Annotated in this window: 21 protein-coding genes, 1 tRNA gene and 1 pseudogene; 17 read left to right on the top strand and 6 right to left on the bottom strand. The window is 44.2% G+C overall.

The genetic code is table 11. The annotated features are described in order from the left end of the window. Nucleotides 1–89 precede the first annotated feature (89 nt). Together LEP1GSC060_RS16465 and LEP1GSC060_RS16455 are read right to left on the bottom strand one after the other, a co-directional pair. The gene (locus LEP1GSC060_RS16465; protein WP_003008400.1) at nucleotides 90–626 is read right to left on the bottom strand and encodes a DUF1564 domain-containing protein; all 537 of its coding nucleotides are present in this window, start codon (nucleotides 624–626) and stop codon (nucleotides 90–92) included. A 368-nt stretch (nucleotides 627–994) separates the two neighbouring features. Beyond that, complete coding sequence (locus LEP1GSC060_RS16455; RefSeq protein WP_003008454.1) at nucleotides 995–2254, bottom strand: 3-deoxy-D-manno-octulosonic acid transferase; 1260 nt, start codon at nucleotides 2252–2254, stop codon at nucleotides 995–997. A gap of 6 nt (nucleotides 2255–2260) precedes the next feature. Between LEP1GSC060_RS16455 and LEP1GSC060_RS16450 the strand changes: the two genes are divergently transcribed. Further along, complete coding sequence (locus LEP1GSC060_RS16450) at nucleotides 2261–2878, top strand: HAD family hydrolase (RefSeq protein ID WP_003008443.1); 618 nt, start codon at nucleotides 2261–2263, stop codon at nucleotides 2876–2878. Here the strand turns inward: LEP1GSC060_RS16450 and LEP1GSC060_RS16445 are convergent. Continuing rightward, a complete protein-coding gene (locus LEP1GSC060_RS16445; RefSeq protein ID WP_003008425.1) occupies nucleotides 2850–3593 on the bottom strand; it encodes a flagellar filament outer layer protein FlaA in 744 nt (247 codons plus the stop codon). The genes LEP1GSC060_RS16450 and LEP1GSC060_RS16445 overlap by 29 nt on opposite strands. A 77-nt stretch (nucleotides 3594–3670) precedes the next feature. Between LEP1GSC060_RS16445 and LEP1GSC060_RS16440 the strand changes: the two genes are divergently transcribed. Genes LEP1GSC060_RS16440 through proC form a run of 3 tightly spaced genes read left to right on the top strand, consistent with a single transcriptional unit; the run spans nucleotide 3671 to nucleotide 5898 of the window. Then, a complete protein-coding gene (locus tag LEP1GSC060_RS16440; protein ID WP_003008477.1) occupies nucleotides 3671–4453 on the top strand; it encodes a hypothetical protein in 783 nt (260 codons plus the stop codon). A 1-nt stretch (nucleotide 4454) separates the two neighbouring features. Then, nucleotides 4455–5123: a YggS family pyridoxal phosphate-dependent enzyme gene (locus LEP1GSC060_RS16435; RefSeq protein WP_003008383.1), complete on the top strand. Its 669-nt coding sequence runs from the start codon at nucleotides 4455–4457 to the stop codon at nucleotides 5121–5123. A 1-nt stretch (nucleotide 5124) separates the two neighbouring features. Next, a complete protein-coding gene (gene proC / locus LEP1GSC060_RS16430; RefSeq protein WP_003008529.1) occupies nucleotides 5125–5898 on the top strand; it encodes a pyrroline-5-carboxylate reductase in 774 nt (257 codons plus the stop codon). 519 nt (nucleotides 5899–6417) lie between these two features. Here the strand turns inward: proC and LEP1GSC060_RS16425 are convergent. Further along, nucleotides 6418–6490 (bottom strand) — tRNA-Met (locus tag LEP1GSC060_RS16425). A gap of 197 nt (nucleotides 6491–6687) precedes the next feature. Here LEP1GSC060_RS16425 and LEP1GSC060_RS16420 point away from each other — a divergent pair. From LEP1GSC060_RS16420 to LEP1GSC060_RS16375, 10 genes and pseudogenes are all read left to right on the top strand, one after another. Continuing rightward, nucleotides 6688–7746 carry a sensor domain-containing diguanylate cyclase gene (locus LEP1GSC060_RS16420; RefSeq protein ID WP_003008505.1) on the top strand — a complete coding sequence of 353 codons (1059 nt, stop codon included), beginning with the start codon at nucleotides 6688–6690 and terminating at the stop codon, nucleotides 7744–7746. Between the two features lie 39 nt (nucleotides 7747–7785). Beyond that, nucleotides 7786–8016: a hypothetical protein gene (locus tag LEP1GSC060_RS16415; RefSeq protein WP_003008502.1), complete on the top strand. Its 231-nt coding sequence runs from the start codon at nucleotides 7786–7788 to the stop codon at nucleotides 8014–8016. Continuing rightward, nucleotides 7995–8954 carry a pepsin/retropepsin-like aspartic protease family protein gene (locus LEP1GSC060_RS16410; RefSeq protein ID WP_003008518.1) on the top strand — a complete coding sequence of 320 codons (960 nt, stop codon included), beginning with the start codon at nucleotides 7995–7997 and terminating at the stop codon, nucleotides 8952–8954. The genes LEP1GSC060_RS16415 and LEP1GSC060_RS16410 overlap by 22 nt, the downstream gene beginning before the upstream one ends. Further along, nucleotides 8955–10091: a tRNA 2-thiouridine(34) synthase MnmA gene (gene mnmA / locus LEP1GSC060_RS16405; RefSeq protein ID WP_003008565.1), complete on the top strand. Its 1137-nt coding sequence runs from the start codon at nucleotides 8955–8957 to the stop codon at nucleotides 10089–10091. A 103-nt stretch (nucleotides 10092–10194) separates the two neighbouring features. Further along, nucleotides 10195–12477 carry an alpha-hydroxy-acid oxidizing protein gene (locus tag LEP1GSC060_RS16400; protein ID WP_003008406.1) on the top strand — a complete coding sequence of 761 codons (2283 nt, stop codon included), beginning with the start codon at nucleotides 10195–10197 and terminating at the stop codon, nucleotides 12475–12477. Between the two features lie 116 nt (nucleotides 12478–12593). Continuing rightward, nucleotides 12594–13673, top strand: a complete 1080-nt coding sequence (locus LEP1GSC060_RS16395; protein ID WP_003008343.1) for a PilZ domain-containing protein — start codon at nucleotides 12594–12596, stop codon at nucleotides 13671–13673. Between the two features lie 56 nt (nucleotides 13674–13729). Continuing rightward, a complete protein-coding gene (locus LEP1GSC060_RS16390) occupies nucleotides 13730–14944 on the top strand; it encodes an RluA family pseudouridine synthase (RefSeq protein WP_420805491.1) in 1215 nt (404 codons plus the stop codon). A gap of 53 nt (nucleotides 14945–14997) precedes the next feature. Next, complete coding sequence (gene nhaC / locus LEP1GSC060_RS16385; protein WP_196221664.1) at nucleotides 14998–16353, top strand: Na+/H+ antiporter NhaC; 1356 nt, start codon at nucleotides 14998–15000, stop codon at nucleotides 16351–16353. A 272-nt stretch (nucleotides 16354–16625) separates the two neighbouring features. After that, nucleotides 16626–16864, top strand: a pseudogene (locus LEP1GSC060_RS16380) (hypothetical protein). 152 nt (nucleotides 16865–17016) lie between these two features. Beyond that, the gene (locus LEP1GSC060_RS16375) at nucleotides 17017–18009 is read left to right on the top strand and encodes an adhesin OmpL37 family surface protein (protein ID WP_003008469.1); all 993 of its coding nucleotides are present in this window, start codon (nucleotides 17017–17019) and stop codon (nucleotides 18007–18009) included. Nucleotides 18010–18294: 285 nt separating this feature from the next. Here the strand turns inward: LEP1GSC060_RS16375 and LEP1GSC060_RS16370 are convergent, their stop codons facing one another. Beyond that, nucleotides 18295–22074, bottom strand: a complete 3780-nt coding sequence (locus tag LEP1GSC060_RS16370) for an Ig-like domain-containing protein (protein ID WP_003008474.1) — start codon at nucleotides 22072–22074, stop codon at nucleotides 18295–18297. A 472-nt stretch (nucleotides 22075–22546) separates the two neighbouring features. On the opposite strand from LEP1GSC060_RS16370, the gene omp85 reads away from it, so the two are divergent. Then, on the top strand, nucleotides 22547–24145 hold the full coding sequence (gene omp85 / locus LEP1GSC060_RS16365) for an Omp85 family outer membrane protein (RefSeq protein WP_003008493.1): 1599 nt from the start codon (nucleotides 22547–22549) through the stop codon (nucleotides 24143–24145). A gap of 93 nt (nucleotides 24146–24238) precedes the next feature. Here omp85 and LEP1GSC060_RS16360 read toward each other — a convergent pair whose 3' ends face one another. Beyond that, the gene (locus LEP1GSC060_RS16360) at nucleotides 24239–24736 is read right to left on the bottom strand and encodes a GNAT family N-acetyltransferase (protein WP_036096872.1); all 498 of its coding nucleotides are present in this window, start codon (nucleotides 24734–24736) and stop codon (nucleotides 24239–24241) included. A gap of 854 nt (nucleotides 24737–25590) precedes the next feature. On the opposite strand from LEP1GSC060_RS16360, the gene LEP1GSC060_RS16345 reads away from it, so the two are divergent. Together LEP1GSC060_RS16345 and LEP1GSC060_RS16340 are read left to right on the top strand one after the other, a co-directional pair. Continuing rightward, nucleotides 25591–26058 carry a hypothetical protein gene (locus LEP1GSC060_RS16345; protein ID WP_003008463.1) on the top strand — a complete coding sequence of 156 codons (468 nt, stop codon included), beginning with the start codon at nucleotides 25591–25593 and terminating at the stop codon, nucleotides 26056–26058. Beyond that, entirely contained in the window at nucleotides 26055–26468 is a 414-nt protein-coding gene (locus tag LEP1GSC060_RS16340; RefSeq protein ID WP_003008392.1) for a pyridoxamine 5'-phosphate oxidase family protein, read from the top strand. The genes LEP1GSC060_RS16345 and LEP1GSC060_RS16340 overlap by 4 nt, the downstream gene beginning before the upstream one ends.

Here is a 26468-nt window from a genome sequence, read left to right as displayed (position 1 = left end):
ACACCTAGTACGACGAAAACGTAATCCTCGATCGTTCACGGGTTTCGAGGACGCGGATTTTGTCGTCTAACGCGTGTGAGACGGTTTTTTTAGAGGTCTGGTTTTGGTAAGATGTATAAATGTTCGCTCGTGATCGGGTTCGGTTCGAAGAATAAGGCCCTGGAAATTTGATTTTTTCGTAGATTTAAGGTCCAAGTCATTTTGTAAGTCCCATGAAATCGAGGAACTCCTCGGTTCATCGTATTCACAATCGAATCCCCGACTCCAACGTCTTCCAACCAAAGAAGATAATTAAAAAGAAAACACCTGGAAACCCCGTGTGCAGCCGCCAAAGCCCCCAAAACCGCCCAAATACCGGAATTCACATGAATCGTCATCTTCTTCAACTCACCCACGCCCCAGTTGTATTTGATTTTCCCGGCTCTCCAATGAAGTCGATCCAAGGAGGCGATATACTTCGTATATCTCTTCAGTAAAAAAGGAAGTTTTTTGGAAAGAGCCTTCTTTTGAACCGTATCCAACCGGTTCCAATAACTCATCGGAATCAAAAGAGAATCGGTGCCAACCTCCCCTTCATTCAAAGAGGATTGAATTTTTTTCTCGCAAGAAAGTAAAAGAAGGTCCATACCCGAAGCGGTTCTTTAACCCGGTCACAACGGACAGGATTTACGAAAAAAGTGAGAGAAAAAAAATCATTTTCCCGCAAGTTCCGCAGAATTGAAAACAATTCCGAAAACGAACTCGAAAAAAAACCCTAAATAACGTGAGTTCGACGGTTGAAATCTTGGGCGAATCCGGCCCCGGCGCTGCGATCCATAGAGAGCGGCGCCGCTCGGGTTTTTGGGCCGGAACGCGCTTTCTGCTCTGATCAACAAATTGATGGATCGATCGAAAACGGTTTTCTTTCGTCATTTCAATTTGTTGATCTCGCTTCAATCGCTTTCGCATTGGTTATACCGAACTCACGTTAAACATATCCTTAGAAAGAAAAAACTTAGAGGAAAATTTGAATTTCATCAAACAACCGTTTCGCCGCCCCGCGACCGGACTGAACAAATTCTTTGTTCCGTTTTCGGATTTTATCAAGTTCGTTTTTTGGAATATTCAAAAAATTAAATGCATCCTCCGGGGATTCAACGACGAACAAACCTCCCGTCTTTTGCAGGATCATCGCTTCGGGAGAATTGGAAATTTTCGGACCCGTCATCAGGGGCAAACCGAATGTAGCCGGTTCCAAAACGTTGTGAACCCGATTGTGAAAAGCGCCCCCCACATAAGCGAAGTCTCCGGCCTGATATGCAAACGCCAAAACGCCTAACACGTCAAAGACGATCGTTTGAGCGGACATATCCTCGAAAGGAACGGAAGTCCAGGTCTGATAAACCATTTTAGCGTCCTGAAGTTTATGTTCGATGGAAACGATCCGGTCCGGAGAAGTTTTGTGGGGAAAAATCCAAAACGCAACTTCGTTTAACAAGTTCGGACTTTTAAAACGGATAAGATCGTAAAGGGAGACGATCAAATCCTCGCAGGGTGCGTAAGTGGATGCAAATAGTATAATTTTAGAATATGGATAATTTTTCGGTTTTTTAAATTCTTTTCGATTGTCCTCGATTTTTTTCAGAACGGAATCGAACCGCGTATCTCCCAAAACCTTTACAGGAATTCTATCCGAAACCAGAGAACGAAACGCATCGTAAAAGGATTCGTGCGCAGGATAAATACCGTCCAGATGTTGAAAGACCGCCTTTGTCAGTTTTCCCATAAATCCGTCCTTTCGACTTCCGATCACCGCGGAACCAAGAACAACCTTAGCGCCGAATCTTTTTGCGGAAAGGATGAGGTTCGGCCAAGTATCCCAAGCCATCAAAACGAGAACCTTCGGATGAAAACGGGAAAAAATCCAGTTATAACCGAAGGGAGAATCGATCGGAAGACGAAAGGTTTCATCCGCGGGAAACGCTTCGAGTTGAGAATCTCTAACACTCTCCGAAAAAACGGATTGAATCAGAAATGCGGACGGATCTTTTTTACGAAATTCAAAAGCGAGCGCTCGGCACTGATCCAACTCTCCCACGGAAGCCGCGTGCAACCACACCGTATGTTTACCGGAAAGATCCAAGTCCTTGGAAAGAATTCTTTTTTTATCCGCGGCCCGTTTCTTAAAAAAAAGTCTAGCCGAAGGAAATAAGAAAGAGAGCGGAACGATAAAGACGAGAAGAAAGATCGTCAGGATTTGATAGAGAAAAATCATAGGTTTATGAGCGGAGTTTTATTTGCTTTTGATCTGATGGACACTTTGATCAAGGATCCCTTTCATTCTGCACTTTATAAAATACTTCCGGGCGAATCGAGAGAAAAATTCATCCGTGGAAGAGAAAGAAATTCATTCTTGGAATTCGAAAAAGGGCTTATCGAAGAGGAGGAATTTTTCGAAAGATTTTATCTTCCCGAATATCGAAACGAGGACTTACCCGATCCGAGAAAGATCAAGGAACTTATGTTCGGCAAAGTTCGATTGATAACCGAAACGGTCGAAATCGTAAAACAACTCAAAAACGGCGGAAACAAACTCGTACTCGCGAGTAATTATTCCGTCTGGTATAAGGAACTTCGAAAATTTCCGGAGATGCAGGAAGTATTTTCCCAATTCGATCAGTTATATTTTTCCTGCGAACTCGGAACCCGTAAACCCGCGGAAGAATACTTTCAATGGATTCAAACCGATTATCCGGGAATGCGTTACGTATTGATCGACGACAATACGACTAACGTGGAATCTGCGGGATATATGGGATGGGATACGTTTCAGTTCGATCCGAAAAAACCTTCACAACTCGAAGAATTTTTCAAAGACCGGTACCCCAGTTATCTTTGATCTCCGCACCGGGATAACTTTCGTCCCTCGTGTCCACGAGGATACCCATCCGATCCAGATAAAAAACGAATTCTCCTTTTTTTTGAAACGGACCGGGGATTAGGCGGATCTCCGCCACTTCGAACGGATAACGAAGATTTTGATTCAGTCTCGTATTCTTTCCGGGAATCTCCAATTTTTTTTCAATCCGTTTCCAGCCGTCAAAATTCAAATCACCAAGATCGATCACGATTTCCTTGGACTTATGCTGATGAAGAACCAATTCTAATTTTGCATTTTGAGACGAGGCAAACATCCAAAAAAAAATTCGAGTCGGAGTTCCGATCGGAAGTCTGATTTTTTCCCGGGGGCGAATTTCCAAGTGAGAATGTTTCGGGTTTTCGAAAAAGGTCTGAACCATCATGGAACGATAATCGTCGGCTGTCGAAAGAGCGGGATAAAATTCTCTTTCTTTGGAAAAGGCCGCGTTTTCGGGGATCTGAGAATGAAAGCGGATATGATTTAAAAAAGAAACCCCTCTGTAAATTTCCCAGGGTCGCGTCCCGTCGAACGAGTCCACAAGAAAAAGATTGTATTGTTTCCATTCGGAGAGTATCTTTTCTAAAATCAGAACTCGGCTCATTTCGTCCTCGTCCCTTTTTACCGGAGCGGAAGAAAGTTCCCCCAAAACAAATCCTAAAAAACAAAGGACAAATAAAACTCGGGAGAAAAACAAGCGGCTCACAGGATTCTATTCGGAGAAAATGAGACTTAAAAACAGACGAAAAACCGATATTTGAAATAGGTGCAATCATGAGACGAGACCAGTTAAAAATCCTACTTTCCGGAATCTTAGTTTTACTTTTAGGATCGTTGATCGTTTACAGTTATCTTTTTCGGGAAGAAATTTCCCGATTCTTAAAAAAGAAAGAAACCGAGGAAGTTGTAAACAACTCCAAAACCGATCGTGTCATTTTAAGTCCTGAGATAAACTCCGAGCCTCCGATTTCACCGAACGACCTAAATACTCTTCCGACCGAAGAAAAAAAAGCGCAACCCTCCGGAGAATTTTCGGCAAACGAAAAAGAAACTTCGAAGGAAACGAAAACTCCTCCCGGCTCGCGAGAATTCTCTTCCGACGCAAAAGAAACACAACCGACTCAGGACACCAAAACCCCTCGGGAAGAATGGCCTGAGGAAAGAAAAACTCGTTCCGCAAAAAAAACGCCAAAGGACAAATCCCCCGAGGAAAAATGGAATCCGCCTGAGGACGAAACTCGGGCGATCCAAGACGAAACAACCGGATCAAAATCCAAAAAGGAAAAAATCCGGGAATCTCAAGGAGATTGGGAAACCAAGGCCGACTACGCGAAGAAGAAACATCGCGGAAAAAAATCCAGGATGAAAAAACATACTTCTTTAAAGACCGGGAAAAAAATTCGATCCTTGGAAACGAGGGTGGATCGTCTGGAGAGAAAATTAGGAATTTCTCATACAAAGAAAAAACGTAAAACTCACGGGCAAGATCGGAGCAGTCTCGAAAAAAGGGTTCGGAACTTGGAAACGGAAATGGAAAAGTTAAAAACCAAAGAGTGATATGGGGATACGAGAACGTTATCAAAAAATTTACGAGGAGCTTCAAAAACTCAGACCGGAAAGTCCTCCGACGCTCATCGTTGTTTCCAAGTTTCAACCTTTGGAAAAAGTAAAAGAAGCGATCGACTGCGGAATCGTTCACTTCGGAGAAAATCGAATCGGGGAAGGACTCGAAAAATTTTCCCTGTGGCTTAACGAGAAAACTTCCTCCCTTGTTTTACATCATATCGGGCCGGTCCAAGGAGGAACCTTACGAAAGTTGTTTTTAGGATATTCTTATACACACGGAGTCGGGAGTATCGGAACCGTAAACGAACTTCTGAGCCGCGCCCAAAAGGAACAAAAATATATCCGATACTTTTTGCAAGCCAACCTGACCGGAGAGGATACAAAACACGGCTTTGAAAGAAAAGAATTGGTCGAAACGTTGAAAAAAAAAGAAAGTTTATCCAACTCGTACTGCCAATTGGAAGGGCTGATGGTAATGGGTCCGTCGGACGGAGATCCGACCAAAACCAGGGATGTTTTTCGGGAACTTTCCAAAATCAAAAAGGACCACATACCCGAAGCGAAACTTTCCATGGGAATGTCGGGTGATTATAGGATCGCGATCGAAGAGGGAAGCGATTTTGTTCGAATCGGAAGCGCGATTTTTGGAGAAAGGAATTGATATGAAATATACGATCGGAATCGCGGGTTGCGGAAATATGGGCGGAGCGATTTACGTCTCTCTCAAGGAACGTTATCCGACACAGGTCTTAGGATACGATCCTTATATGACCTCGAATCAAAAAATAGAACTGATGTCCTCTTGGGATGAATTTATCTCCAAGTCCGACTTGATCGTCGTTTGTGTAAAACCCGGAAACGTATCCGAACTTTTAAAACAAATCGTCGTTCCGAAAAAAATCATCTCCGTCGCGGCCGGGATCCATACGGAAGCGATTCGAAAGGATCTTCCAGTCGGATCCAAAGTCGTACGCGTAATGCCCAATCTTCCCTTACTCGTTTCCGAAGGAGCGATGGGATATTTCGGGGACGAGGAATTGTACGAAATCGTTTCCGAAATTTTTCAATCCTTAGGACATTCCGTACGACTTAGCTCCGAGTCTCTGATGGATGCGGTTACCGGTCTTGCCGGATCGGGTCCTGCGTATGTATTTAAATTCATACAAGCGTTAGCGGAAGGAGGAGTTCTTTCCGGACTGGGTTATCAGGAGGCGTTGGACCTCAGTATACAAACCGTGATCGGTTCTGCGGAACTTCTCCGAAAAGAAAGAAAAAAGGATCCCACAACCCATCCTTCCGTGTGGAAGAATAAGGTAACTTCTCCGGGTGGAACCACGATTGCGGGACTGGCGGAGTTGGAAAAGAACGGATTCAGCAATGCAATCTTAGAAGCCGTAAAAGCGGCCACAAAACGTTCTCGCGAACTGGGATCTTAAGAATCTTATAAAGTCCTAATCCCTAAAATCTAACCACTCGCCACTTGAAACGTGTGTTCTCTGAAATTTAAGGTCGATACTTATTTAACGTGAGTTCGACGTAAGAAATCTTGGGCGAATCGCTCGCGAATTTCATAGCTGAAATGGGCTCGCGACCGCGCTTTTCGTTCCAATTCCTTCGGAATTTCCACTACAATCGCTTTCGCATTTGTTATACCGAACTCACGTTATTTAAGGAATTTATGAAAATCTAAAATTGAATTTTAAAAAAAATGAAATTTAGTTTGGCGGAACTGCCGATCCTTTCTTTGACAAAAGGTTCGGGAGAAAATTCAAGGTTGTAGTGCTTTATGATTAGTTGAAATAGTAAGAAAGGCAGAGCGGATTTTTTGTAAGTCGAAATTCGTACGTTCAATCTAAAAAAGAAGCAAACTTCTTATAAAACACGGTTGTATTCATAGGAAATTAACTCTTCGGATTAAAATTTATCTTGAAAAGTAAAGCGGAAGGATTAAACACTAGCGCGGACAGGATTCGAACCTATGACCTTTGGGTTATGAGCCCAACGAGCTACCAGCTGCTCCACCGCGCGGTGTCTATGGGCCAGTATTTGTGGATAAACTTTGAAAGCAAGAATAAATCGGCAAAAAGAATTGATTTTTATAAAAAATCGGACTGATAATCTTCGTAAAAGAGAATCACTCCGAATGAAAAAGAGCGTCGAATCGAATTCGGCGATAAATTGGAAATCAACTCCTTTAGTATCTTAAGAAACCGGAGAACCACCGTTTGATCAGTAAAGAAAACGACCCCTTGATGATAGAATATCTGGAAAAGAAAATCTATGATCAAAAACAATTATTAGAAATCAGCAAAGCTTTAAATTCCACCTTAGATTATAAATATCTAATGGATGCAATTTTAAACATTTGTCTCGCCCAGCTCCAAACTCTGCAAGCGGCGATTTACGTCAGTCCGGAAGCGGATTCCGATTTTTTTGAATTGGATCCGAGCTACAAAGGTTTTGATCTTTCCGAAAACGAAAAATCTTTCCGAATCAAAACCAACGCCGCCCTGATCCAGTTTCTCGAAACGAGAATGAAGGCAATGACCGTAAATCAGATCGAAGAGTGTATGGGAAGGGCCGTGAACGAAGTCGATTTCTTAAGGGGAATCGGAGCGGATCTGATCATTCCTTTGAACGCTAAGGGAAAGGTAAACGGACTTTTGGTTCTCGGCGAGAAGATGACCATGAGTGAGGTTCAGGAGGAGGATCGAGACTTCTTAACGACTCTTTCCACCCTTGCCGGGATTGCGGTCGAAAACTCCAGGCTCTATGAACTTGCGACCGTGGATATGATGACCGGACTCAAAGTGCATCATTATTTCCAAACCAAACTCAAAGAAGAGATGGAACGTTGCAGAAAGAAAAAATCACATCTCACTCTTTTGTTTACGGACGTGGATAATTTTAAGAAATTCAACGATACATACGGTCATCAGGCCGGAGATCGGGTTCTGATCGAAGTGGCAAAACAATTGATTCGTCAAGCCGGTAAACACGATATCCCTGCGCGGTACGGAGGAGAGGAGTTTTGTCTCGTGATGCCGGGCGCCGATTTGGAAAGAGGTTACGAGCTCGGAGAAAAGATCCGCAAAGCCGTGGAAGCGAGTGCGGTCAAAAACCCGAACGGCGGGCCGGATTTAAAAGTCACACTTTCCGTCGGGGTTTCCGAGTTTTGGCCGAAGGATAAAAACAACAAGGATCTGATCGAAAGAGCGGATAAGGCGCTTTATACGGCTAAACATTCCGGTAAAAATCGAACCGTTTGTTATAAAGTGGACTAGAAAAACTTTTCTTTTTGGGAAATATGCCGATCATACAGTATGGAAAAAAATCTCCTGCTGTACCAAGTTCCTCTGACTCAGCTTGAGGAAAACGAACTCACAAAACGGATCCAGGATCGCGCCCTTGGAAAAGAAAAATTTGATTTTTCTCCGTATTCGTGTTTTATAGAATACAAACCCGAGGATCCTATTACGGGAATTCAATACAGGGACTGCGTGATCGATTACACACGATGTTCCAATCAAAGATGTATCAAAAAATTGATCTGAGGATCTTTCTTTTTTTCGTAGTTTTATTTTTACTTTCCTGCTCTCCGATTCCCTCAAAAGCCCGAGTCACCGCAATGGAAGGGGGAGTCGAAACCGTTCTTCCTTTTTACGTAAAAAACGGATTTCGTTTCATTCAGCTATCTCTCGCACCGGATCAAAGACCGATTCGTTTTTTGGTCGATACCGGTTCCCGATTTTCATTTTTAGACGAACGATACTTTACACAACACGATCCCAAAAGAAGGATCGCGCTCACGTATCCCGGAGGAAAGGACGATTCCTATCGAAAAATCCGAACCGTCAAACTTTTTCACAATACCAATCCTATCTTTAAGGATATAACCGTATATTCTCATTCCTTTTCCGGCAATCTGGAACTCGACGGAATCATCGGTATGGATTCATTGTATGATAAAATTATAATATTAGAATATCCGACTCAGATCCGTTTTTTGCAGGTTGCGGACGGAAAATCGATCGAATCCATGATTTCCGGCTTTCCGGGTCTTCTGCGGGGCGCCGAACCCCTCCGATTTTTTTCCGGTCTCCCCGTGTTGGAAACGAGTTACGGTACAAACGATAAGGTCCTTTTGATCCTGGACACGGGCGCGGAGTCGAGCCTTTTGGAACTTCCAAAACCTTTGCCCGGTTTTGTGGAAGAGACGTTTTCGAGCAGGTTGGCGCCGGTTTTAAATTTTCAAGGAAAGGTAATGAACATCAGAACTCAATTTGTTCGTAAACTTTGTCTGATTCAGACGTCTACTTGTGTGGAGAACTTGGAAATTCTTCCTTCCGGACTTCCGGTCGATTTTTCGGGAGCTCCTACGGGAGTTCGAATTCAAGGGGTTCTCGGGGTAAACTGGTTGAACGAGCACAGAATTCTTTTGGACATGAAACGGAGTCTTATAGGTATAGTAGGGAAAGACGGCGGAAAGTAGATGAACAAGGGAAAAATCATAGTGGCGATGAGCGGCGGGGTGGATAGCGCGGTGACCGCGGGTCTACTTATGGATGAAGGTTACGAAGTCATCGGCGTCAATCTCAGAACCTGGGAATACGAAGCCCCCGCCTGCGATACCACGAAAAAATCCTGTTGTTCTCCCGAAGACATTCGAGACGCGAGAGACGTGGGACTTTCTTTAAAAATTCCTTTTTACGTCGTGAAGATGGAAAAGGTATTTCAAGAGAAGGTGATCGATCGTTTTATCGACGACTATAAACACGGAAAAACTCCGAACCCTTGCGTGGAGTGTAATACGTTCGTTAAATTCGGAGCGCTTTTTGAAAAAGCAAAGGCTCTCGGAATCGACAAGATCGCAACGGGTCATTACGCTCGAATTGCGCGTAACGGGGAACGTTATGCGATCTTAAACGGGATCGACGTCGGAAAAAATCAGGCTTATTATTTATACGGACTTTCGCAGGAAAATCTTAAAAACGTAATCTTCCCTCTCGGTGAAATGACAAAACCGGAGGTCCGGGAAATCGCAAGAAAAATGGGACTTCCCGTCGCCGACAAGGCGGAATCGCAGGAAATTTGTTTTATTCCCGAGAACGATTACAGAAAATTTTTGGAAAAGAAAAACGTGGAATTCACTCCCGGTTTTTTCAAACTACGGGACGGTCGTATTGTAGGAAAACACAGGGGCCGGGAAAACTTTACGATCGGTCAGAGAAAGGGACTCGGAATCGCCTGGAAAAATCCTCTCTACGTGATCGGGATCGAAGATGACGGTTCCGTAATATTAGGAGAAGAGAATGAAACCTACACCGGATCTTTTTCGGTGATCGACGCGAACTACCAAGGTATCGCGCCTCTCGGCGAAGGGGAATCGCTCGAATGTAGGGTTCAGGTTCGTTACAGACACACTCCGATTCGTTGTAAAATCACAAAACTCGGGGAGGATCTTGTAGTCAATCCTCTGGAAGAAGTTCGCGGTGTGACCCCGGGACAATCCGCGGTGTTTTATCCGACGGATTCCGATTATTTGTTGTTAGGCGGAATCATTCGCAAGGGAAGTATTCAAATGCAAATCCGAGAAGCGGAGTTTGCGTCTTCCCTTCACTGTCACTGATTCCTATAAAATTGAGTACCGTTTATTTTTATCGTAAAATACGGTTTCAATGCGAAATATTGGTACTTTATTATATAGTTATGAGTAACGAGGATTTTCTCTTTTGTCACTAAGTCATAAAATCACCGGAAAGACGATCCTAATCGTGGGTGGGGGACTTCTGCAAGTTCCCATCATCCAAACCGCGAGAATGATGAAACTCACGACCGTTGTCGCGGACATGAACGCACAAGCGCCGGGAATGAAAATCTGCGATATTCGTATGGTGATGAGTACGAAGGACATCGAGGGGATGGTCCGCGAATCCAAAAAACTCGCGACTACGATCAAGATTGACGGAGTGATCACCGCGGGAACCGACGCGAGTACGACCGTGGCGGCTGTGGCAAACGCACTCGATCTTCCGGGCATTCGTTATGTGGACGCGGAAGCCGCTTCCAACAAAGTAAAGATGCGGGAACGTCTCAAAAAAGCGGGAATTCCTCTTCCCGGTTTTGCTCCTGTGTGGAGTTTGTCCGATACGAGAGACGCATTAGAATTTTTGAATTTTCCTCTCGTGATGAAACCCGCGGACAATATGGGCGCGCGCGGCGTTATCAAAGTGGAAAACAGGGAAGAATTACAGGCCGCGTTCAAACACGCGAAAAAATATTCTCCCACGGGGGAAATGATTCTCGAAGAATACATGCCCGGTCCGGAAGTTTCCGTGGACGCGCTCACTTGGAACGGAAATTTCCGGATCACAGGGATCGCGGACCGAATCATTGAAAGAGAGCCTTTTTTTATCGAGATGGGACACAACATGCCTTCTTCTTTAAGTCCCGCCGTTTTGAAAGAAGTGGAAGATGTGATGTTTCGGAGTATGAAAGCGCTCGGCATCACGTTAGGCGCCGGTAAGGGAGATATCAAAGTCACTCCCGACGGAGTTAAGGTCGGAGAGATTGCAGCGAGATTGTCAGGCGGTTTTATGTCCGCGTTCACGTTTCCTCTTTCTTCCGGAATCAACCTGAACCGCGCGGCCATCTTAATCGCATTAGGCGAAGAGCCGGACAACCTGACTCCTACGGCGCAAAGAGTTTCGATCGAACGTTGTCTTTTGGCTCCGCGTGGAAAACTTCTTGCGATCGACGGAATCGAAGAGACTCATAAGATCGAAGGAGTGAACGATCTCTTCTTCATGAATCAGATCGGCGATATTATCCGGGAACCTACGAATAACATCGAAAAGACGGGACACGTCATCATCAGCGCGGATACTCTGAAACAAGCCGAATCCGTTTTTGAAAAAGTGAAACGTACGATTCGATTTACCTGCGACGAACTTTATTCCATTTCCGAAAAAGAAATTCAACAGAACGCGAGGTTTCGTTTCGGTAAGGATATCTGTTGGGTTTGTAAGGTCTGTGACGGAACCGATTGCGCTTCCGGAGTTCCCGGTATGGGCGGCATGGGTAGAATGCTCACCTTCCAAGACAATATCAACGCGTTACGGGAATATTCGATTCTCCCCAAATACATCCGAGAACATACACAAGCCTCGGTGGAAACTATCTTTCTCGGAAAAAAAATCAAAACGCCTGTGATGGCGGCGCCGATGACCGGAGCCGTCACGAACATGAACGGAGCCATGGACGAGTTTACCTTTGCGGCCACGTTACTCGAAGGTTGTCAAACGTCGGGCACCTTAGCGTGGTTAGGCGACGGTGCAAGTCCGGACAAATATTTGATCATGCTCGAAGCCGTTCGTAAAACGAAGGCGGACGCGGTTTTGATCTGTAAACCTAGGGAAGATGAAGGTCTTTTGAAAGAAAGATTTTTGGAATCGGAAAACGCGGGTCTTTTTGCGATCGGTATGGACGTAGACGCGGTCAATTTTAAAACAATGACGTTGAAAAATATTTCTTCGATAACGAGAAACGTTTCCAAACTCGGGAAAATTCGTTCTCTTACAAAGTTGCCTTTTATCGTCAAAGGGATTATGACTCCGGAGGACGCGGCGCTCGCGATCGACGCGGGTGCGGATTGTATCGTCGTATCCAATCACGGCGGAAGAGTTTTGGACGATATGCCGGGGACCGCGAGGGTTCTTGCCGGAATTAGAAAAGCGGTCGGGGATAAAATTCAGATCGCAGCGGACGGAGGCGTTCGAAGCGGGATGGACGTTTTTAAGATGATCGCACTCGGCGCGGATACCGTTTTGGTCGGAAGGCCGATGGCGATTTTTGCCGTGGGAGGAGGTGTTGCGGGGATTCGGTTTTTGATTTCCCAGTACACCGAAAATCTTTTGCAGTCGATGAACGTTACCGGCGCCGAAACTTTGAAAGGAATCGGAACCGATCTTCTCTTTCGAAAAAAAATCGACGAAGAAAATTCCGTATCCGAATGAGAAAATCGTTTTACTAACTTGGAATGTACGATTTAATATTCGAACCGCAAATCACGGTTCCGGGTGATCGCTTCGAGTCGTGTTCGGACAAAATATCATGGATCTCGACCAAACTCATGGATAAGCTCATCAATGACCCGGAAGGAATTCACAAAATTCTTCAATCTCTTTTTACTCGACTTCCCGTAGTTATCCTGGCCGACAATCGTCCTCTTCCTGTAAGAGTTGCGGGTCTGAAGGATGCCTTTCGAATCGTAGTAACGTTTCCTCTCGGAACTCCGTCCGAACAAAATCGAAAATTATTTCTGGTTCATAACAATCATCGGTTTGCGGCTTTTTGTACGGTCGAGTTACATAATCCTGCGAACGGTGTGGAACTTTTACTTACGAGCGCGATTCAAGTCACGATCGCACAGAGAACGGAAAACAGGGTTCACATCGATTCCTCTTCGGGATTTCAGATCTCTCTTACGAATATCATCAATCAATACAAAGTCAGAAAGGCGATAGGATTTGCCGATAAAAAGATAGACGGGATCGTCAAAAAACATGCAAAACTTCTAAAGGAAACTTATCCTCTTTCCAATATCTTTTTTTCGGACAAAATGGATAACAGACTGAGGCTGATGTTTAATTTCGATCGATCCATCTACGTTTTGGATCGTTATTCCAAATCGAACGGAAGCGGTGGATTTCAATTTCTTGAGTTTTCGGAATATCAAAAGCTGATCGCCGTGAACAATCTGGAGTCCGGAATCGTTTCGGAAATTTCGATTATGATTCGTTACAAAGGATACACCCCTCTCGGTTACGTTCAGATTTTTTCCGAAAAAGAATTGAACACAAACGATTTCAATTCCGCTAATATTACGGCTAACGCAATTTCCAAAGAGATCATCGCTTCCGGTTTTTTCCAGGAGTCCAAAGAAAAATGCAACGTGGACAACCTCTCCCTGCAAGGAGTCGGTTTTTTTCATCATCAGTCCATTTTCTTTTCCAGAAGTTTTGTCGCGGGGGAAACGATCTTGTTTGATCTCTGTCTTTCGGCCGAAAGTAAAGGAACGTTTCGCGCGGTGATCCGAAATATCACCAGCACGGATAAGATGTTTCGAATCGGTTGCGAGTTTTTCAACCTAACCGAAAGGGAGGAGAATATGATTCGCACTTACATCGATTCCAAGGAAGACAGAACCTGAATCACGTTTTGATCGATCGTTCCCAAAAATCGGAAACTTTATCGGAGCAACTTCGGATCTGCGTTAACGCGGAAAATTCGGGGACGAGGTTGGATCATTTTCTTTCTAAAAAATTCACGTATCATTCCAGAACCGTTTGGCAGAAGGAAATCAACGATGGTAGAATTTCGGTTTCCGGTAAAAAGGTAAAACCCGGTATTCTTCTCAAAGGAGGAGAAACGGTCGTCTATCAACCGATCGAAAAGGAAGAGCCGCCCGTTCGAAAGGATTATAAGATTCTGTATGAAGACGAATTTTTTGTGGCCGTTGATAAACCGGGGGATCTTCCGGTTCATCCCGCGGGTGTTTATCGAAAAGGAAATCTTCTCACTCTTTTGAAGGAATCCGGAAAGTTCGGGGATTTGTTTACGGTTCATCGATTGGATCGGGAAACTTCGGGTGTGATTTTGTTCGCTAAAAATTCCGAGACGGCTTCTCTTTTGTCCGGACTTTTCAGTTCCGGAAATATTCAAAAATACTATATTACGAAAGTGTACGGCGATTTTCCGAAAAGAAAAAGCGCATTCGGCGTTCTGAAATCCGATTTTTCCTCCACAATACGGAAAAAAAGAAAATTTGTCCCTTTAAAATTAGAGTTTTTAAAGCGAAATAAAAAATACCTCTTGGAAAATTTACCTGTGTCCGGGGACGAGGAAATTTGTCTTACGATCTTTCAAAAAATCAAATCTGATTTTATTGACAAACAGTTTCACAAAATCGAATTCGATTTTATGAATATAAATGTGCGGAAAGATGAATGTGATTCTATTGATAAAAATTTTCAGAAAATTGAATGTGATATGAATTGGACAGGATCACAATCATCCGAAATTGAATTCGGTCATGAACGAACGACTTTTCGATCCCGGAAATCGAGTTCTAATTTCGAAACTTCAAAAACTCAAACTTCAAACGAAAAAGTTGAGGAATGGAAGATCCATCCGAAGCACGAGTCGGAAATTCATTCCTTCGTTTTATGCAAGCCGATCACGGGGCGTATGCATCAGATTCGAGCCACTTTATCGAGTTTAGGATTTCCTCTTTGGGGGGATAAACTTTACGGAAAAGACGAGGGAGTTTTTTTGGAATTCATCGAAGGAAAAGATCCCGATCTTACGGCAAGATTGGGAATGGAAAGACAGGCGCTACACGCATACGCGATCGTTTTGAATCATCCGATCACAAAGAAAAAAATGAAAATCGTCTCCGCGGTTCCGAAGGATTTTTTGTGAAAACGACGGAGCCTGGTTTGTTCGAATCGTTTATACCGGTGATCTTTCTCGTGATGGGACTCGGTTACGCGGGAGTTGTATTCGGAAACGGAACCGTGGACGGACCCGCGCAGATGCTTTTGATTCTTTCGGGAACGGTCGCGAGTTTACTCGGAATTCGTCTCGGAGTGAAATGGGAAGTGTTGGAAGAACGAATCCTTGAATCTTTGAAAAACGTTTTAAAACCCGTACTCATTCTTTTATTGATCGGATCTCTCATCGGAGTTTGGATCTGGTCCGGAATCGTTCCGTCCATGATCGTATGGGGTTTGAAAATTTTGAGGCCCTCCTTCTTTTTAGTGACCGCCTGTCTTTTATCTTCCGTCGTTTCCTTGATCACCGGAAGTTCTTGGTCCACCGTCGGAACGGTGGGAGTGGCTTTGATGGGAATCGGAACCACGTTAGACGTTCCTCCCGGAATCGCCGCGGGTGCGATCGTATCCGGGGCGTACTTCGGAGATAAACTTTCTCCGTTTTCGGAGACTACCAACCTTGCGTCTTCGATCGCCGGAACTCCACTTTTTACGCATATTCAACATATGTTATATACTACCTTGCCCGCTCTGTTGATTGCGATCGTATTTTTTACCTGGGCGGGTTTCGGTTATTCCGGTTCGGAAAACGGGGAGCAGAAGGTAAACGATGTGATTCGTCTGCTCGAAGGTTCGTTTAGAATTCATCCGGCTTTGTTTGTTCCTCCGATTTTAACTTTCGTATTGATTTACTTTAAAATTCCCGCGATCCCTTCGATTCTTGCGGGAATTATTTCGGGGGTTTTGTCCGGAATTTTTTTTCAACACAACGATTTAAACTTTCCGGAAATCTACAAACAGGTTTTAAACGCGGCTTCCAAAGGGAATATGACAAAAAGCGGAAACCCGCTTACGGACGCGTTACTTTCGAGAGGCGGAATGGCTTCGATGCTTCCCACGGTTTGGTTGATTTTTTCGGCGATGTTTTTTGCGGGCGCGATGGAAGGAGCCGGATTGATTCAGGAGATCACCAAAGGAATATTAAAATATGCGAATACGGATCGATCTCTTTTGACGGGGACGATCCTTACGTGTATCTCCGCGAACCTGCTTTCTTCGGATCAATATCTTTCGATTTTGGTTCCGGGCAAAATGTTTAAGAAGTCCTACGAAGAACACGGTCTTGATCCTAAAAATCTTTCCAGAGCCTTGGAGGATTCCGGAACGATGACTTCCGCCTTGGTTCCTTGGAATACCTGCGGTTCTTTTATGGCGGCCGCGCTCGGAGTTCCGGTTGTCGTGTTTTTACCTTATGCGGTTTTGAATTTAAGTAGTCCGGTAATTTCCCTCGTTTGTGCTTGGACCGGTTGGACGATCCGTAAGAAAGAAACCAAGTAGAGGGCGCTATAAGATACACTAAAGGAAATTTGAATATTAGAGTTGTTGAAAAATTAATTCTCCATTTGTTTCCGTTTCATTGAAATGGGCGATCGAAGCGGTTTTGTTAATTGCGACTGTTGAATTTTTCAACAACTCTATTATAAAGTAGAATTGAATTGTCGTTCGGAAGCAAAGTCGTATCTTGTAAATCAACTCTAACTTTGGTGAAAACTTAATTCACGCGAGGTTAACGAATAAAATGAAAAAATAAAATCGTTTTAAGTCTTTGGATGATCGCCGTTTTTGCTTTTGTTGTTCCGCAAAAAATTTCGATGCCGGTAGAAGGTGCAAATCGTTCCAGTTATCATCCGAGATCCTTATCGGCAAACCTCCGCATCCCCATTACTCGATCACTACTCCGTTTCCATATATCCGGCGCGCGGACCGGGACCGAGAAGGGTGGAAAAAAATGTTCTACTTAAATCCGATGGATTCTATCGAATCGAAAGAACCGTATTTTTTCTTTTGAATAGAATAACGTTCATCCGGGATCATCTCCAAGAATCAATGTCGAGCAAAACGGATATGCCGAAGGAATTCCGTCCGTGAGAGGTGCGTTTTTTTTGCGATTTTTTCCGGGGAAAAAGAACAGAAGACCGATATTGGAAGATAGAGAACACCATGGTTTCCAGAATTCAAACAATAATGATCGCAATTATCCTCGTTTCCGGAGAACTGCTTTGGGCCGTTTCACCGGATCAGATCAACCTCGGGATTCTGATTGGGGAGAATAGGACCAATCTTAAATTCATCAATATATGCGTGAGCAATCTCGTTCCGTTGACGGACGAAAGCGCCGCGGCCAATCCGGATAAAAATCCGCCTAACAATACGAAGGTGGAGGAGCCCGCCGTTTCCGGAGTTGCGGGTAAGGAAGAGTTTTATAAAAAGTTGGGGGCGATTCCTTCCTACACAAGTTTGAAAAAAGCGAATCAGTTCGATTTTAACGGAAACATGTTGTATTTCCAGAGCAACTACAGTCTTTCTTTTAAAAATCTCAGAGCCGCCCAAGGAGAGATGAAAGATCTTTATCAGGCGACTCACGAACAATATCTTCAAAATTCCAGAGCGCTTTTGGAATACGCTTCCCCTTTGATCGTTAGAAGTAACGATAAGATTGCGCAACATTTATTACGTTTGGGTTTTCGAGATCTAAAAAGTTCGGAAGATCATTTTACGATCGCCTATAACTCCTCTCCTTATCAATTTCGTTATAAACTTCTTTTATACGGGGAAGGAATCAAAATCGCGAGAAGGGCGAGAAAATTTGCGCTTCTCGCGATGATCGCGTCCAAAACTCCCACGGAAGATAAACCCGAATATCAGTTCGTAAATTTGGACGATATTAGGGCCACCGTCGAAAAAGAAAACATCTCCGATTACGAAAAAATCAGGAATACTTTGATCAACTATATCGACAACGATTTGCTTCAGAGGAAAATCGTTCCTCCGGGCGAGGCAAAGGAAAGACCGATCGACATTCTCGAAATACACGACGATAATTATTCCATCATCACTTCGGGTAGAATTTCGTTGATGGACATGAGCAACGACGAGATTAAAACCGAAGATATGATTCAAAAAGAAACTCTGCCTCCGGTTCCTTCAAAATAACGAATAGAGGGCTCGTTTCGGTTCCGACAATAGGACCGATGGAAGGGAGTCCCCGTTCGGTTTCTACGATAAGACTTTAAAGCTTTCCTAAACTTAAATCAATCGCAGCGATTTGTGGCCTCCGATAAATCGGATGGTTTTGGACAGATTCTTAGAAACATATTCAATACGAATGAACGCTTCCGGTGTGAGCCTAAAAGGGAGCTGCCGGCAATCTCAAAATCGAACTCTTGCAATCAACCCACTCCGAGAAAAATTCCCCGGAGTGAAGGTAATTTTATTTCCTCAATAGAAAGCGGCTCCGAACTCATTGCTGCTTAATGTGCTTCCACCTATCCCATTGGTTAGAGAAGTACCCAGGATAATAGAAGTAGGTGTAGTTAGATTGGCCGGTTGACCAGTGCCTGTTGTTGGGAGATGAAAGATGTTGATTTGGTTACCGATTAACGGGCTACCAATCATAAGATCGGGAATACCATCTCCATTGACATCACCGGTAGAGAGGGGCTTGCCGGGACCAGTCACTATATGTACATTTCCACCTTTCCCCGTTATCTCATAGCTTTTATTGGATAAGAGTGGGGTACCACTTATACTGCCACTGGGTGTTAGAAAGACGGCAATATCATTCGCAACAAGCGCACGAGTCGAGGTAATTAGATCTGCTCTTCCGTCTAGATTCAAGTCTCCTGTTGTGATAGCTCTACCGATTTGATCCTGATTATTGTCACCCGTAATATAACGAGGAGCATTCGTCATACCCGCGATGTTACCAATTCCTGTCGCCCCGGAAGAAGTAAAAATAAAAATCATACCCTTCTGGTTATTTGCAACTGCGCTAGGATTATACTCAGGAGCCCCCACGACTACATCATCGTAGTTATCTCCGTTGAAATTAGCGACTGCAATTGAATATCCAAATTGAGCATACCCGCCGGAAGCGTAATTGTTAGCAGTATTGTCCAACGTATTCGGCACGGTTAAATCGGTTCCATTGCTACTATAATAAACGTAAACTCTTCCATTACCGGCTAATAATGTTCCACCATTGTGACCAGGGACTCCGACCGTAATATCATCATACATATCCCCATTGATGTTACCTACAGCAATAGAAAAACCGAATTTATCATTGTTCGTTATCCCTCCTCTAAAATAATTACAGCCGGCGGTGCAAACTCCCGTGGTGGTGACGGTTGCAGTTGCAATTCCGGCTCCGCCTTGGGAATGGAATACATAGATTCTACCCTTGGAAGTACTAAAAGCCGGCGCTCCCACGACTAGATCCGTATATCTGTCTCCACTCAAATCTCCGGTGGATAGGGAACCACCGAAATCCTCACCGACCGTGCTTCCCGTAAGGATGGTATTGGCAAACATATAAAAAGATGTATTGATACCGCCTAGAGTTTGATTCGAATGAAAAATATAAACTTTACCGATTCCACCGGATTTAGGTGCGCCTACTGCTATATCCGCAAATCCGTCTCCATTAAAGTCGCCCGAGGCTATGGTTTTTCCGAAAAAGTCTGTTTTAACTCCGGCAATCGTACGATTAGCCATTGTGGCATCGGTAGCAGTGATTCCAGCGGTTCCCGAAGAGTAAAATATGTAAACAAGTCCCTGGCCGTATTCCGAGGTTACCAGATCCACATATCCGTCCCCGTTGATATCCTTGTTGGTTCCTTTTCTTACAGTAATGGCACCACCCGTAGTAGTCACGTTGTTCGAGGTATCGATCGCTTTTACGATAATCGTATGTTGAGAACCGGGCTTCCAGGTGGCGGCGCCGGTGGGAAGTTGGTATTTCCAAGAAGTGGTTCCGGTTACGTTCGCATTCGTAAATCCGCCGCCGTCTACGGAAACTTCGACGCTACCAACGGACCTGTCGTCTGCGGCGGTTCCGATGATAAATCCGGATTCGATGATACTGTTATTTCTCACGTTTTGAATCGTGACGGTCGGCGGAGTAACGTCCGCCGCAAGTCCCGTTGTAAAAGTCCAAGGAGGAACGGCCGCCATTGGAATGCCCTGAAGATCATTCACTGCAACTAGGTTGACCGTATAAGTCGTCCCTGCGTTGAGAGGAGTTCCCACGTTGGGAACAAAAGTAGCCGAGGCGCCGGAGCAATTCTTGGTAACTCCGATTCCATTGTTGACCGTAAGATTCAAACTCGCGCAATCAATGGTTTCATTAAAGGAAACCGTAATATTCGCATTTGTCGGGACACCCGTTGCCGCCGCCAGAGGACTTACGAGAGCAATCTGAGGCGGCGTGATGTCGGGAGCTATTCCGGTGGTAAAAGACCAAATATAGTCTCCTCCATTTAAGGGGTTATTGTTGCTGTCGGTTACCGTATTTGCGATTTTTACTGTGTAAGGGGTATTGAATGCCAATGGCGGCGCTGCTGGAGCCAAAGAAACCGTGTTTCCATTGCAGTTGATATTGATGGGCACCAGTGTAGCCGGAGTCAAAGGATCATCATCCAATGTAATCCCACCTAAAACGGATCCACAATTCATTGTTTCGTCAAAGGCGATGCTTACACCTCCGTTGACGGCTACACCTAACGCGCCGTTTGCGGGAGTGACAAAAGCAACGCTGGGAGGAGTCAGATCCGGCCCAGGTCCGGTTGTAAAATTCCAGGTAATGGGAACGATCGGATTATTAACCGAGTCGGTGGCTCCTGCATTGACTTCCGCCGTATATAGAGTATTGAAAGCGAGCGTAGGATTGAGGACAGGGTCGGGTATCCAAGTAGCGGATGTTCCAAAACAGTTTACACTTCCTGCGAGATACACACCGGGTGTAGCTTGTAGTCTCACTCGAAAAGAAGCGTTATTAACGGAAGCGCATGCCATCGGTTCGCTGAAGACGATTGTAGGATTGACGTTGACTCCCACTCCGATCGCGTTTGCGGCTGGAACGGTAAACGTAACCGTAGGCTGAGTCAGATCGGGAGCTGGCCCTGTTGTAAACGTCCAGGGAGGTACGGCGGTGAGCGGATTGTTAAATAAATCTGTAATTGCCCCGGCAATTGTGAGAGTGTAAACGGTGTTAGGCGCTAAAACAGCGAGAGGAGTGAATGTAGCGGTAGTCCCCGTACACCCCAGATTCCCTGCTATGGTTCCGGGTAAAAGCGGATTGTCATCTAGGACGATACTTCCGGGAATCGTAGCACAATTGATGGGTTCGCTAAAAGCGATGCTCACGGCGCCGTTTGTTGGAACGTTTTGTGCGTTGGGAGCTGGACTGACAAAAGAGACAGTCGGCTGGACCAAGTCGGGAGCGGGTCCTGTGGTAAAAGTCCAGTTATACGCAGCGGTAAGCGGGTTACCGGCGAGATCCTTTGCGGTTGCGAGAAGATCGACTCTATATACGGTATTGAATGCGAGATTGAGAGGATTTGTAGGAGTGAGGGTAGCGACGGAACCCAAACAAGCGACATTTGCTGGTTCCTGAATATTGGTAACATTATTTTTTAATATTAGAATCGTATTATCAATGGAAGTACAATCCATGGTTTCGGTAAATGAAACCTGAACGGAAGTATTATTGGGCACTAACGTAGCTCCTACGGCTGGAGTTCGCAGAGAGAGAGCCGGAGCGACTGCATCCACGATGGTCGCCGTTGTAAAATTCCAAACGGTTTCTTCGGCCAGGGAGGAACCTTCCGCTGATTTAATATCTTTGGAAACTCGTACTGAGTAAACTTTGGAAGCTGCGAGTGGGGAAGTAGGATTGAATAAAATTGTTTTTTCGTCGGAAGTGATGTTTCCTGGGATAACGGCGTTTCCCTGAGTAAGTTGGATGGATTGGGATTGGATGCTGGAGGAATCCAATTTTTGACTGAAACCCAATTGTATGGACGTATTCAACGAAACGCCAGTGACATTGGGTCCGGGAGAAATTTGAGAAACGCTAAACGTCGAGGTTGTCTTAGAATCGCCGAAATCCAAATAAGCAAGAAAGGGGATGCTTGAATTTGATTTTCCTTGAACACAACCTATGCTCCCGAAAATCAAAATGGAAAAAGAAATAAAAATTTTTACGTATGCGTTCATAGAAGGCTCCCCTTATCACAGCGTTGTATTCAAATTAGTTTTAGAAAAAATTTTAAAATGGATTGAAAATTTGGACTTTTCACTTGAGGGATGAGAGAAGAGTAACCCAGTTCGGACCTGAACGCCAGTTATGTTATAACTTGATATTTATTTTTTAACCGGTAAATTGAACTGTTAGGTGAGTGGCACTTAAGAGCGAATATTCTTAGAAGTTGTAATACTTTTTCCGTTGCATTCTAAAGACTTTTTGGAAATTCAAATTGTACTTCTTAAGGAGTGTAGAAATTTAAATTAATTGCAGTAAAGAAAAGAGAGTCTTTGGACAGAAAAACTCAAAAATTTTCAATTAGATCGCGCGCTTTTATAAGAAGGAGAGTTAAATTTAGAGAGATTCAGTTTCCAAAGGAATATAAATCTATACACAAGGCCGCCGATAAAATCTTTCTGGAAAGAGAAATTTTTTTGGATACTCATGGATCGTTTTTTTATCAGCGTTTGGATTTGGACCTGCCTCTGGATTGTTGCCGTTGGGAATTTCTCACCGATTTTCGGGGAAGAACTACCTCTGCGCGAGTTCGATGTAACCAATGCGAAAGCGATTGTATGTTGCGATCCATCGAGAGCAAAACACTTTAGTTTAATTCCGAAGGAATTGGAACGAAAAGTGCGGTCCGTCCTGTTGCCGGATTCTCCCTCATCTAATTACGCCGAACCCACGGTGCGAATTCCTTTGGACGAAGGGAAGAGATTGGAGCCGGGAGAACTTGCGGAGAAAAAGGAAGGTTGGTATGTGACGGCCGTTCCGCTTTTGAGTTCCGACCCCGTGAGAGGGCAGGGTGGTGGAATTCGCGCCAGTTTATTCTTCAACGGAAAAAAAACCGATGCATACTACGAGTACGAAGCCTATCGAAGTAAACTTACGTTTCAATTGTTTCAAACCAACGAAGGCGTAAAGAATCATTTTATCCAGTTCGATTCGCCTTATATCTTCAATACGGCGTTTCGGTGGAAGAGTAGTCTCGGCTTGGATTACAATCCGAATTCTCAATATTTTGGGATCGGGGAATCTTCCCTTCAATCTCTTTCCTATCGCCCGAGAAACCTTCCGGAAATCGGTCGGGTAAACAATGCGCGTTTTGAATCTTACGAGGCGTCTCAATCTTACATTCGTCCTTCTCGTGCGGGATCGGAAATTACGTCTACGGTTAGCGATCAGGGATACAATCAATATCTGTTCAATTCTACGACTCTTTTTAACGGCGTCGATTATACTTTCTGGAAAGCTTGGAAATGGGTGATCGCAAACGAAATTTCCAAAAATCTCATCGGTCATTCCGACGGGGTCTGGAATCCATCCAAGGATCCGTACTTAGCGGGTAGTATTTGGGAAACCTCGGTTCCCAACGGAGAATCAAAACTGACGGAAGATTATAGAAGGGGTAAAATCAAAGGTTATAACGGCGGTGATATCGTTTATTTTAGGGCGGGTATCGCTTACGACACGCGCGATTTCGAGCCGGATCCGGACAGAGGGATATTAGTAGAATTGAATATGGCGAACGTATCGAAACGCACCGGTTCGGATTTTAATTACAATAAAATTTTCTTTCAGACGAAATACTTTTATAAAATTTTTCCAAGCGTTTTTGAAGAATTGGTTTTTGCGACAAGAGGCGCTTTCGGTTATACTTCTTCCGGGGCCCCTTTTTCCGAAGTGAGATACATGTGGAGTTTGGACGGAACTATGACCGGGATCGGAGGTCTTCAGACGATGCGCGGTTATCGCCAAGATCGTTTTGTCGCTCCGATGGTCGGCTTCGGAAGCGCGGAGTTTCGATGGAGGTTTGCTACATTCAAAATATTGGATGAACTTTTTACCTTGAGTCTCGTTCCGTTTTACGACGTAGGTCGTGTTTGGGATTCCGAAAAAAGAATCAACCTTCAAGGATATAAACATTCTTGGGGAGGCGGACTTAGAATTATCTGGAATCAGGCGACTGTGATCCTGATCGACTTTGCAAAGTCGAGGGAAGACACTCAGACGTTCGTGGATTTCAACCACGCATTTTAAAAATCCCCGGAACTATTCATTTTTTGAATATTCAACTTGAATTGTATAGCGCCGAGGGGAAAACGATTGGCGTTTTTTTACGTCGAACTCGCGTTAAACCGATTTTCTAAAACGAATGTAAAACGGATCGTAACCCATCGCCTTCCAGAAAGAAACCGCATTTTCGTTTTCGGCGATCGCTCTCAGTTCGATACATTTAAAAGACCGGTCTTTTGCCCAGGATTCGCAGGCGAGAACCAACGGTTTCATGTAACCCGATTTTTGTTTTCCGCGTTTGGTAACGGCCAAGTCGATAAAAAGAATTTTCTGTTCTTCAAGATAAGGTTTGTCTTCGGTTCTGGCAATGAGAATCGAAACGAGTTCTTCTCCCAAAAAACCGCCTAGGAGAAGAACTTTTCCCGTTCCTCTCAGTTTGAGATAAACGTCGATCATCTTGGTTCCCGCGCGGGGACGAATTTTGAATATTCCGTCCAATTGGAATGAATTGACGAGACGAAAGAATTGATTTACGAGTTCGATTGCGGCTTCTCTATGTTCCGGAAGTAGGTCGGCGATTTGCAATTTTCCTGAGTTCGTTTTGGATTTCGTCATAACGGAATGGAGTCGATTTCGGATCGGAATGATTTTCTTAGGATTTAAGAAGTCCGTACATTTGCATCTAATATTTTGCGGCTTCAAATTACTGACTTAAAACGGAGAGTTTACGCGTCTCAAAACTCGGTGGATGCCTTTCTATGGATCGGCATACGGGAAAAAACTAAAGCGCAGAGCTTTCCTGCGCTCAATCTCACTCCCTGGCGCTGCGATGGAGTCGTGCCATTGAAGTTCAAGCGCGGTCCGGCCCCCGCATGCAAGGACCGGATTTCAAACATCGAATTCACGTTGTATTATCAAAAAATCAAGCCGATAACTCCAGGCGTTTCGCTCGACGGCTTCTTATAAAAAAGAATGCTTGTTCTAAAAAATAATATGTATATTTGCAAAAGAAATTGACGCGTCCGAGCTATGAATCTCAGATTCCGTTCCAAGTCTCGTGTTATTATAAATCCAAGTCTTTGGATTTTCATTTTTCCGATCCAAGGGAACGGAAAAGAATTTTCTAAAATATTTGTTTAGGTAAAATACGAAATCGAACCATCGATTGAATCCGGATACGATATAAAGAAATTTTGAATCGATTCCACTCAGAAATAAAATTTTTCCCAAAAAAAACCTGAATCGGTTTTTATCCTATTTACGAATCCATTTTCGAGTTCAAAAATGGGATACGTTGGGATCCTAAAGCGGGTAATTGAGTATATTGAAAATTCATAATCTCGAAAATTCGAATCGGTTTTTTGGTCGATAGTTTGTAAGATTTAAAAAATATCGCTTCTATCGTTTTGAATTTGTATGGATCCTTGAAACGAAACCAAATTTGTTTTTTTATCGGAGGCTTAGAAGATATGACTTTGACCCAGGAAGAAATGGGCGATCTGGTCGGACCGTTGTCCATCAGTATCGCTACGAGAGACGCGGAATTGAAACCTCATTTTGCACGAGCATTTGGGATTCGAATGAGTGAAGACCAAAAACATATGACCGTAATGGTCCCAAAGATCATCGCAGCCCCGTGTTTGAAGGATATAGAAAATAACAAGTTGATTGCCGCGACCGTTGCTCACATGGCTAATTTTAAAACGCGTCAGTATAAAGGTACGGTTCAGGAAATAAAAGACTGTACTGAATCCGATTACGAATTGATGAAAACCGTCCGAGAGGCGGGAGCGGAAAATAGCGCGCTTTTTTTCGGTCCTAAGGCCGGAGAAGGTTGGAGAAAATACGTCATTCATCCTGCGTTTGCCATTACTTTTGAGTTGTCCGAACTTTTCGATCAATCGCCCGGAATTAAGGCAGGAGAAAAATTGAAATGATCTCAGAAATTCCAGAAGATTTACAACCTTGTTTACAGGGTATCGTTCCGAGTATCATGGTAACTTGTTCCAAAGAAGGGATTCCGAATGCGACGATCGTGAGTCAGGTCTACCAAGTGGATGCCACTCATTTGGCGATATCGAATCAATTTTTCGGAAAAACGCATAAGAACGTTACTGAAAACAAACACGCGATCATTCAGGTTTTAAATCCCGAAGATCTGGAACCTTGGCTGCTCGACATTTATTATCAGAGGACGGAAACGGAAGGCGAATTGTTCGAGGCTATGGAAATGCAACTCGAAGCGATCGCTTCCATGTCCGGAATGAGCGACGTATTTAAACTGAAAGCGGCCGACATTTTCGAAATACGTTCCGTGCGGAAATTTACGGAAGCCAAGGAGTCTTAA

This window comes from Leptospira weilii serovar Ranarum str. ICFT (assembly GCF_000332415.1).
Lineage (GTDB): Bacteria > Spirochaetota > Leptospiria > Leptospirales > Leptospiraceae > Leptospira > Leptospira weilii_A.
Note: the sequence above shows the minus strand (reverse complement) of the source record. Positions and strands in the feature narration are given on the sequence as shown.

What these genes read in the sequence shown, in the direction of transcription:
- LEP1GSC060_RS16375 (WP_003008469.1), top strand. Translation starts at nt 17,017, where the DNA reads ATGGTTTCCAGAATTCAAACAATAATGATCGCAATTATCCTCGTTTCC.
- LEP1GSC060_RS16410 (WP_003008518.1), top strand. Translation starts at nt 7,995, where the DNA reads ATGTATCAAAAAATTGATCTGAGGATCTTTCTTTTTTTCGTAGTTTTA.
- mnmA (WP_003008565.1), top strand. Translation starts at nt 8,955, where the DNA reads ATGAACAAGGGAAAAATCATAGTGGCGATGAGCGGCGGGGTGGATAGC.
- LEP1GSC060_RS16345 (WP_003008463.1), top strand. Translation starts at nt 25,591, where the DNA reads ATGACTTTGACCCAGGAAGAAATGGGCGATCTGGTCGGACCGTTGTCC.
- LEP1GSC060_RS16360 (WP_036096872.1), bottom strand. Translation starts at nt 24,736, where the DNA reads ATGACGAAATCCAAAACGAACTCAGGAAAATTGCAAATCGCCGACCTA.
- nhaC (WP_196221664.1), top strand. Translation starts at nt 14,998, where the DNA reads ATGGGACTCGGTTACGCGGGAGTTGTATTCGGAAACGGAACCGTGGAC.
- LEP1GSC060_RS16455 (WP_003008454.1), bottom strand. Translation starts at nt 2,254, where the DNA reads ATGATTTTTCTCTATCAAATCCTGACGATCTTTCTTCTCGTCTTTATC.
- LEP1GSC060_RS16370 (WP_003008474.1), bottom strand. Translation starts at nt 22,074, where the DNA reads ATGAACGCATACGTAAAAATTTTTATTTCTTTTTCCATTTTGATTTTC.
- omp85 (WP_003008493.1), top strand. Translation starts at nt 22,547, where the DNA reads ATGGATCGTTTTTTTATCAGCGTTTGGATTTGGACCTGCCTCTGGATT.
- proC (WP_003008529.1), top strand. Translation starts at nt 5,125, where the DNA reads ATGAAATATACGATCGGAATCGCGGGTTGCGGAAATATGGGCGGAGCG.
- LEP1GSC060_RS16415 (WP_003008502.1), top strand. Translation starts at nt 7,786, where the DNA reads ATGGAAAAAAATCTCCTGCTGTACCAAGTTCCTCTGACTCAGCTTGAG.
- LEP1GSC060_RS16340 (WP_003008392.1), top strand. Translation starts at nt 26,055, where the DNA reads ATGATCTCAGAAATTCCAGAAGATTTACAACCTTGTTTACAGGGTATC.
- LEP1GSC060_RS16395 (WP_003008343.1), top strand. Translation starts at nt 12,594, where the DNA reads ATGGATAAGCTCATCAATGACCCGGAAGGAATTCACAAAATTCTTCAA.
- LEP1GSC060_RS16435 (WP_003008383.1), top strand. Translation starts at nt 4,455, where the DNA reads ATGGGGATACGAGAACGTTATCAAAAAATTTACGAGGAGCTTCAAAAA.
- LEP1GSC060_RS16450 (WP_003008443.1), top strand. Translation starts at nt 2,261, where the DNA reads ATGAGCGGAGTTTTATTTGCTTTTGATCTGATGGACACTTTGATCAAG.
- LEP1GSC060_RS16440 (WP_003008477.1), top strand. Translation starts at nt 3,671, where the DNA reads ATGAGACGAGACCAGTTAAAAATCCTACTTTCCGGAATCTTAGTTTTA.
- LEP1GSC060_RS16465 (WP_003008400.1), bottom strand. Translation starts at nt 626, where the DNA reads ATGGACCTTCTTTTACTTTCTTGCGAGAAAAAAATTCAATCCTCTTTG.